We start from the raw sequence: 8591 nt of genomic DNA, 5'->3' as shown, positions 1-8591 counted from the left end.
CCAACGCCTCCGGCGTCCGATACTGGAACACCTCACGCGCCGACAACACCAAACCCGCACCACGCGCCCGACTCACCAACTGAATCGACACGATGCTGTCCCCACCCAGCTCGAAGAAACTGTCCTCCACCGACACCCGCTCCACACCGAGGAGCTCGCCGTACAGCCGACACAGCAGTTCCTCGCGCTCGGTGCGCGGTGCCCGGCCCGTGGCGCCGCCGGTGAGGCGAGGCTCCGGCAGGGCGCGCCGGTCGAGCTTGCCGTTGACGGTGAGCGGGAGGGCGTCCAGCTCGACGAAGGCGGACGGGATCATGTATTCCGGGAGTGTGGCGGCGAGGTGGGCGCGCACCGCGGCCGTGTCGAGGGCGCCGCTGCGCGGCACGACGTACGCCACCAGGCGCTTGATGCCCGGCTGGTCCTCGCGGACGATCACCGCGGACCGGTTCGTGCCCTCGTAGTGGGCCAGTGCGTTCTCGATCTCGCCGAGTTCGATGCGGAAGCCGCGGACCTTGACCTGGTCGTCGGCGCGTCCCAGGTAGTCCAGCAGGCCTTCCCGGGTCCAGCGGACCACGTCGCCGGTGCGGTACATGCGGCTGCCCGCGGGGCCGTACGGATCCGCCACGAAGCGTTCGGCGGTCAGGGCCGGCCGCCCCAGATAGCCACGCGCCAGACCCGCGCCCGCGATGTACAGCTCACCCGCCACGCCCGGCGCGACCGGACGCAACCGCTCGTCGAGCACATACGTACGGGCGTTGCCGACGGGCCGGCCGATGAGCGGCCCGGCCGTGTCGGTGGTGCGTGCGGTCAGGGTGTCGACGGTGGCCTCGGTGGGGCCGTACAGGTTGTAGCCGGTGATGCCGGGGGTTCGGGCGAGTTCCTGCCAGAGGGCGGGGCTCACGGCCTCGCCGCCGAGGGCGAGGATCCGCGGGCGGGCCCGCTCGTCGCGCACCAGGCCCTCCTCGACGAGCTGCTCCGCGTAGGACGGGGTGAGCTCCAAGAAGTCGACGCCGTGCGCACGCACGTAGTCGATCAGTGCGGCCGGTTCCCGGCGGGTCTCGTCGTCGATCAGGTGGAGTTCGTGCCCCGCGACCATCCACAGCAGCGGGTCGAGCGAGGCATCGAAGGAGACGGCGGCGGTGAGGGCGGCCCGCAGCGGGCGTCCCGCGTCGGTGATCTCGGCCGCGTACAGCTCGTCGAAGTGGTGGTGGAACAGGTTGGTCAGGCCCGCGTGGGTGACGACGACGCCCTTGGGGCGGCCGGTGGAGCCGGAGGTGTGGATGACGTACACCGGGTGGCTCGGGCGCAGCCGGGCCGTGCGCACGGTGTCGTCGGGTGCCGTGTCGGGCAGGTCGCTCAGTGTCCGGGCGACCGTCGGGGATCCGAGGTCGACGCGGATGCCGCCCCGGTCCGCGGGTATCGCGTCGCGGGCTCCGGCGCCGGTGATGACGGCGGCGACGGCGACGTCCTGGAGCAGCCGGGCGATGCGGCCGGCGGGGTGCGTCGGGTCGATGGGGACGTAGGCGGCCCCGGCCTTGGTGACGGCGAGTACGGCGACGACGAGGTCGGCGGTGCGGGGCAGGGCCACGGCGACGTGGTTCTCGGGGCCGATGCCCCGGCCGATCAGCAGCCGGGCCAGTTTGTTGGCCTTGGCGTCCAGTTCGGCGTAGGTGAGACGGGTGTCGCCGGCGACCAGGGCGGTGGCCTGCGGGGTGCGGGCGGCCTGCTGCTCGAAGAGGGCGGGCAGGGTGGTGGCGGGCACGGGGCGGGCGGTGTCGTTCCACTCGTCGAGCACGCGGCGGCGTTCCTCGTCGGTGAGGACGGCGAGCGTGGACAGGGGGTGGTCGGGGCCGGTGACCAGCGCGGTGACGGCACGGGCGAAGCGGTCCGCGAGGTCTTGGGCGCTCTCGCGGTCGAAGAGGTCCGTCGCGTATTCGAGGCGGCCGCCGAGGCCGGCGGGGACCCCGTCGGTCGTGAACTCCTCGACGAGTTGGAAGGACAGGTCGAACTTGGCTCCGTCGACGGTGACCGGGTGCGGTTCGACGGTGAGGCCGTCGAGCCCGAAGGTGGCCTCGGCGTTGTTCTGGAGGGAGAGCATGACCTGGAAGAGCGGGTGCCGGGAGAGGGAGCGCTCGGGGTTGAGCAGCTCGACGAGCCGCTCGAAGGGGACGTCCTGGTGGGCGTAGGCCGCGAGGTCCGTTTCCCGGACGCGTTCGACGAGTTCGCGGAAGGTCGGGTCGCCGGAGACGTCGGTGCGCAGGACGAGGGTGTTGACGAAGAACCCGACCAGTTGGTCGAGGGCCTCGTCGGTGCGGCCCGCGATGGGCGAGCCGATGGGGATGTCGGTGCCGGCGCCGAGCCGGCCGAGTACGGCGGCGAGGGCCGCCTGTATCACCATGAAGACGCTCGCCCGGGTCTCGCGCGCCAGTTCGGCGAGCGGTGCGTGGGCCCGTGCCGGGATCTCCAGCGGCACGGTGTCGCCGCGGAAGCTCATCTCCGCGGGGCGCGGGCGGTCGGCGGGCAGGGGCAGCTCTTCGGGGAGGCGGGCCAGGGTCTGCTGCCAGTAGGCGACCTGGCGGGCGAGTTCGCTGCCCTGGTCGTGCTCGTCGCCCAGTACCTCGCGCTGCCACAGGGTGTAGTCGGCGTACTGGACGGGCAGCGGCTCCCAGGCGGGGGCCGCGCCGCCGAGCCGGGCGGTGTAGGCGTCGCCGAGGTCGCGGGCGAGGGGGGCCATGGACCAGCCGTCGGCCGCGATGTGGTGGACGACGACGAGCAGGAGGTGGGTGTCGGGCGCGAGGGTGAACAGGTGGGCGCGCAGCGGGGCTTCGGTCGCGAGGTCGAAGTCCCGGGCCGCGGCCTCGGCGAGTGCGTCCGGGGTGAAGGACAGGGTCTCCAGGACGGGCCGTGCGCTGTCGGCCGCGAGGACCTGCTGGCGCGGGCGGCCGTCGGTGTCGGGGAAGACGGTGCGCAGGCTCTCATGCCGGGCCACGACGTCGCCGATGGCCGTGTGGAGGGCCCGCGGGTCGAGGTGGCCGGTGAGCCGGACGGCCAGCGGCAGGTTGTAGGTGCCGGTGCGCTCCTCGAAGCGGTTGAGGAACCACAGGCGGCGCTGGGCGGGTGACAGCGGCACGGTCTCGGGGCGGACCCGGGCCACCAGGGCCTGGCGGGCGGGGACGGCGTCGCCGAGCCGCTCGCTGAGCGCGGCGACGGTCGGGGCCTCGAAGAGCGCGCGGACGGCGAGCTCGGCGCCGAACAGCGAGCGGACGCGGCTGACCACGCGGGTGGCGAGCAGCGAGTGACCGCCGAGGTCGAAGAAGCTGTCGTCGACGCCGACCCGCGGTACGCCGAGGACCTCGGCGAAGAGCGCGACCAGGGCCTCTTCGCGCGGGTTGGCGGGGGCCCGGCCGGCCGGCCGGTCGGCGAAGTCGGGGGCGGGCAGGGCCTTGCGGTCGAGTTTGCCGTTCGTGTTGAGGGGCAGCGCGGCCAGGGTGACGAAGGCGGCCGGGACCATGTACTCGGGCAGGGCGGCGGCGACGTGCGCACGCAGTGCGGCGGCGTCGCAGGCGTCGCCGGCGGGCACGGTGTAGGCGACGATCCGCTGGTCGCCGGGCCGGTCCTCGCGGACCAGCACGGCGACCTGCGCGACGTCGGGATGCCGGGCGAGGACAGCCTCGATCTCGCCGAGTTCGATGCGGAAGCCGCGCACCTTGACCTGGAAGTCGGTGCGCCCGAGGTACTCGATCTGCCCGTCGGCGCTCCAGCGCACGAGGTCTCCGGTGCGGTACATGCGCGTGCCCGGCTCCCCGTACGGATCGGCGACGAAACGCTCCGCCGTCAACCCGGGACGACCGAGGTAGCCGCGGGCCAGACCCGCACCCGCGAGGTACAACTCCCCCGGCACCCCCGGCGCCACCGGCCGCAGGCCGGAGTCGAGCACCAGGGCACGGGTGTTGTGGCGGGGCCGGCCGATGGGCGGGGTGCGCTCGGAGGAGGACTCGCCGGGTGCGCCGTACCAGGCGGTGGCGTACACGGTGGCCTCGGTGGGGCCGTAGATGTTGGCGAGGGTGCAGCCGGGCACGGCGGACCGGATGGTGTTCGCGGTGTGGGCGGGGAGGCCCTCGCCGGCGAGGACCACGAGGTCCGCGCCGAGGCGGGGGGCGCCCGCCTGGCCGATGGTGTGGGCGAGGGCCGAGGGCACCGCGCTGATCAGGCTGTAGTCGCGTCCCTCGGTTTCGAGGAGGGCGAGCACGTCGCGGACGACTTCGATGCGGCCGCCGCTGAGCAGCGGTCCGAACATCTCGAAGACGGAGACGTCGAAGTTGAGCGAGGTCGCGGCCAGTACGTTCGAGAGCCGCTCGGGGCCGATGTCGGCGACCGCCCAGGCGGCGAGATCGGCCACGTTGCGGTGGCTGACGACCACTCCCTTGGGGCGTCCGGTCGAGCCCGAGGTGTAGATGACGTACGCGGGGTGGCGCGTGTCGAGGGGGCGGGCCCGTTCGGCGTCGCCGAGGTCGTGGTCGGCGAGGGCGTCGAGGCGCTCCCGGGTGGCGGTGTCGTCGAGGATCAGGACGCGCACGCCGTCGGGCAGGACGGCCGCGGCCTCGCGGGTGGTGAGGACCAGCGCGGGCCGGGCGTCGTCCAGCATGGAGGTGATGCGGTCGGACGGGTAGCCGGGGTCCACCGGCACGTAGGCCGCGCCGGACTTCAGTACGGCCAGCAGCGCCACGATCGTGTCGGCGGTGCGGGGCAGGGTCAGTGCGACGAACCGCTCGGGGCCCGCGCCCTCGGTGACCAGCAGTCGGGCGAGCCGGTTGGCCCGCGCGTTCAGCTCACGGTACGTCAGCTCGCTGCCGGCGTGCAGGACGGCCGGGGCGTCGGGCGTGCGGGCGGCCTGGGCCTGGAACAGCTCGGGCACGGTGTGGTCGGCGACGTCCCGGCGCGTGTCGTTCCACTCCCCGAGGACCTGGCGGCGTTCCTCGGCGGTGAGGACGTCGACGGCGGCGACCGGGAGGGCGGGGTCGGCGGTGACGGCGGCGAGCAGCCGGGTCAGGCGGGCGCCGATCGTTTCGGCGGTCGCGCGGTCGAACAGGTCGGCCGCGTACTCGACGACCCCGTTCAGGCCGGCCGGGCCGCCGGCCGCGGTGAAGGTCTCCTCCAGCGAGAACAGCAGGTCGAACTTGGCGGCTTCCAGCCGTACGGGCAGCGCGGTGGCGGTGAGTCCGTCGAGGGCCAAGGTGGCCTCGGCGTTGTTCTGGAAGGCCAGCATCACCTGGAAGAGGGGGTGCCGGGCCTGCGAGCGCACCGGGTTCAGCACCTCGACGAGGCGCTCGAACGGCACGTCCTGGTGGGCGTGGGCCGCGAGGTCCGATTCCCTCACCCGTGCGATGAGTTCGGCGAAGGTGGGGTCGCCGGACAGGTCGGTGCGCAGGACCAGCGTGTTGACGAAGAACCCGACCAGTTCGTCGAGTGCCTCGTCGGTCCGGCCCGCGATGACGCTGCCGATGGGGATGTCCTCGCCGGCGCCGAGGCGGCCGAGCAGGGCGGCGAGGGCCGCCTGCACGATCATGAAGACGCTGGCGTCGTGTGCGCGGGCGACGGTGACGATGCGCTCGTGGAGTTCGGCGGGCATCCGCAGCGGGACGCTGTCGCCGCGGTGGGTGGCGGCGGCGGGGCGGGTCCGGTCGGCCGGCAGGGACAGTTCCTCCGGCAGGCCGGCGAGCGCGGTGCGCCAGTGGTCGATCTGGCGGGCCAGGGGGCTCCGCGGGTCGCTCTCGTCGCCGAGCACGTCGCGCTGCCACAGGGTGTAGTCGGCGTACTGGACGGGCAGCGGCTCCCAGGCGGGGGCCACGCCGCCGCGCCGGGCGTCGTAGGCGATGCCCAGGTCACGGGCGAAGGGGGCCAGGGACCAGCCGTCGCCGGCGATGTGGTGGAGGACCACGAGCAGCACGTGCTCGGTGGCGCGGACACGGAACAGGTGGGCTCGCAGCGGCGGCTGCGAGGTGAGGTCGAAGCCTTCGGCGACGGCTTCGGCGAGCGCCCCGTCCAGCTCCTCCTCGGCGAGGTCGACGACGGGCAGCGCGGGCGCCGCCCCCGCGACCGGCAGCACCCACTGGCTTGGTCGGCCGTCGAGTTCGGGGAAGACGGTCCGCAGGCTCTCGTGTCGGGCGCTCACGTCGTGGAGTGCGGCGCGCAGCGCCCCCTGGTCGAGGTCGCCGTCGAGCCGCAGCGCGAGCGGGAGGTTGTACGAGGCGCTCGCGCCCTCGAACCGGTTGAGGAACCACAGCCGCCGCTGGGCGGGCGACAGCGGGATCACCTCGGGCCGCTCCCGGACGGTCAGGGCCGTGCGCGCCTCCCCGGCGAGCGAGATCCGCTCGGCGAGGGCGGCGACGGTCGGGGCCTCAAAGAGGGCGCGGACGGCGAGCTCCACGCCGAAGACGGAACGGACGCGGGAGACCATGCGGGTGGCGAGCAGCGAGTGGCCACCGAGGTCGAAGAAGCTCTCGTCGGCCCCGACCGCGGGCCGTGCGAGGATCTCGGCGAACAGTCCGGCGAGGATCTCCTCCTGCGGGGTCCGCAGCGCCCGGCCGGCGCCCGCCGTGGTGGCCTCGGGGGCGGGCAGGGCCCGCCGGTCGACCTTTCCGTTGGCGGTCAGCGGCAGGGTCTCCAGGGTGACGTACGCGGAGGGCGCCATGAAGGCGGGGAGCCGGCCCGCCACGTGCTCGCGAAGCGCGTCGAGGGCCGGGGCGCCGGGAAGGGCGGGGACGACGTAGGCGACGATCCGCTGGTCGCCGGGCCGGTCCTCGCGGACCAGCACGGCGACCTGCGCGACGTCGGGATGCCGGGCGAGCACGGACTCGATCTCGCCGAGTTCGATGCGGAAGCCGCGCACCTTGACCTGGTCGTCGGTGCGGCCGAGGTACTCGATCCGGCCGTCGGCGTCCCAGCGCGCCAGGTCTCCGGTGCGGTACATCCGGCTCGCGGCCGGTCCGTACGGGTCGGCGACGAACCGCTCGGAGGTGGGTCCGGGGCGGCCCAGGTACCCGCGGGCCAGGCCGGCGCCCGCGATGTACAGCTCGCCGGGGACACCCTGCGGAACGGGGCGCAGCGCCGCGTCGAGGACGTAGACCCGCATGCCGTCGAGGGGGCGGCCGATCGGCACGCTGTGCGCCACCTCGGCCGCGGAGTCCAGGCGGTGGGTGGTGGCGAACGTGGTGGTCTCGGTGGGCCCGTAGCCGTCGACGACCGTCAGACCCGGGCAGGCCTCCAGGACGCGGCGGACCGCGGCGGCGGGAACGACGTCGCCGCCGGTCCACACCTGGCTCACCCGTGCCAGGCATCCCGGCCCGTCCTCGGCGATCAGGCGGAAGAGGCCGGCCGTCAACCACAGGGCCGTGACGCCGTACCGGGCGACGGTCTCGCGCAGCCGGACCGCGTCCAGGTCTCCGGCCGGCGCCACGACGACCTGGCCGCCGCCGAGCAGCGGCACCCACAGCTCGTACGTGGAGGCGTCGAAGGCGGTCGGCGAGTGCAGCAGCACCCGCTCGTGCCCGGCCTCGAATCGGCGGTCCTCGGCGAGCGCCACGATGTCGCGGTGGGTGACGCCGACCCCCTTGGGCACACCGGTGGAGCCGGAGGTGAACATGACGTAGGCCAGTTGGTCCGGTTCGATGGCGACGTCCGGATCGTGGGCCGGACCGTCGGCGAGGGCGGGACCGGCCTCGATCACGCTCACGCCGGCGGCGAACGCCTCGGCGGCGGCGGCCGAGTCGGCGACGAGGACGCCGGCTCCGGTCTCGGCGAGGATGTGCCGCATCCGCTGTTCGGGGAAGCGCGGGTCGAGCGGGACGTAGGCACCGCCGGCCTTGAGGACGGCGAGGAGGGTCGCGACCAGGTCCGGCGAGCGGTCCATGAGCACCGCCACCCGGTCCTCGGGGCGCACGCCGGCGGCGAGCAGCCGGTGGGCGAGGCGGTTGGCGCGGGCGTCCAGCTCACCGTAGGAGAGGGTGCCGTCGGCCGAGACGACGGCCTCGGTGGCCGAGGTCCAGGAGACGAGGTCGGCGAAGAGCCGGGGCACGCTCCGGTCGGACGGCGCGTCCTGGCGCTCGGTGTCGTTGAAGGAGACCAGCAGCCGCTGCCGCTCGTCCGCGGCGAGCAGCGGGATCCGGCCGACGGGGTCGGCGTGGTGGTCCGGCGCGCTCTCCAGGACTCGGACGACGCAGTCCATCAGCGCGTTCGCGGCGGCCGCGTCGAACAGGTCGGTGCGGAAGTCGAGGCGCAGTTGGAGGCGTTCGCCGGGGACGGCGGTGAGGATCAGCGGGTAGTGGGTGGCGTCGTGGCCCTCGATGCCGGTGATGCGGAGCCCGCCGCCGATGTCCAGGACGTCGGCGTCGAGCGGGTAGTTCTCGAAGACGACCAGGGTGTCGAAGAGTTCGCCGAGGCCCGTGACCTGTTGGAGGTCGGTCAGTCCCAGGTACTGGTGGTCCATGAGGGAGGCCTGTTGGGCCTGGAGTCGTTCCAGGAGGGCGCCCAGGGTTTCGGCGGGGTCGAGGGTGACGCGGACGGGGAGGGTGTTGATGAACAGGCCGACCATCGAC

Annotated in this window: 1 protein-coding gene; it reads right to left on the bottom strand. The window is 74.0% G+C overall.

Annotated features, from left to right (window positions below; genetic code table 11):
* A partial coding sequence (locus tag OTB19_RS40525; protein WP_267803859.1) for a non-ribosomal peptide synthetase occupies positions 1 to 8591 on the bottom strand: 8591 nt, incomplete at both ends.

Origin of the sequence: Streptomyces sp. H27-H5 (genome assembly GCF_026627505.1) — a bacterium.
In the GTDB taxonomy this organism is placed as follows: Bacteria; Actinomycetota; Actinomycetes; order Streptomycetales; family Streptomycetaceae; genus Streptomyces.
The sequence above is the reverse complement of the archived record's forward strand: the minus strand, read 5'-3'. Positions and strand labels throughout refer to the sequence as shown.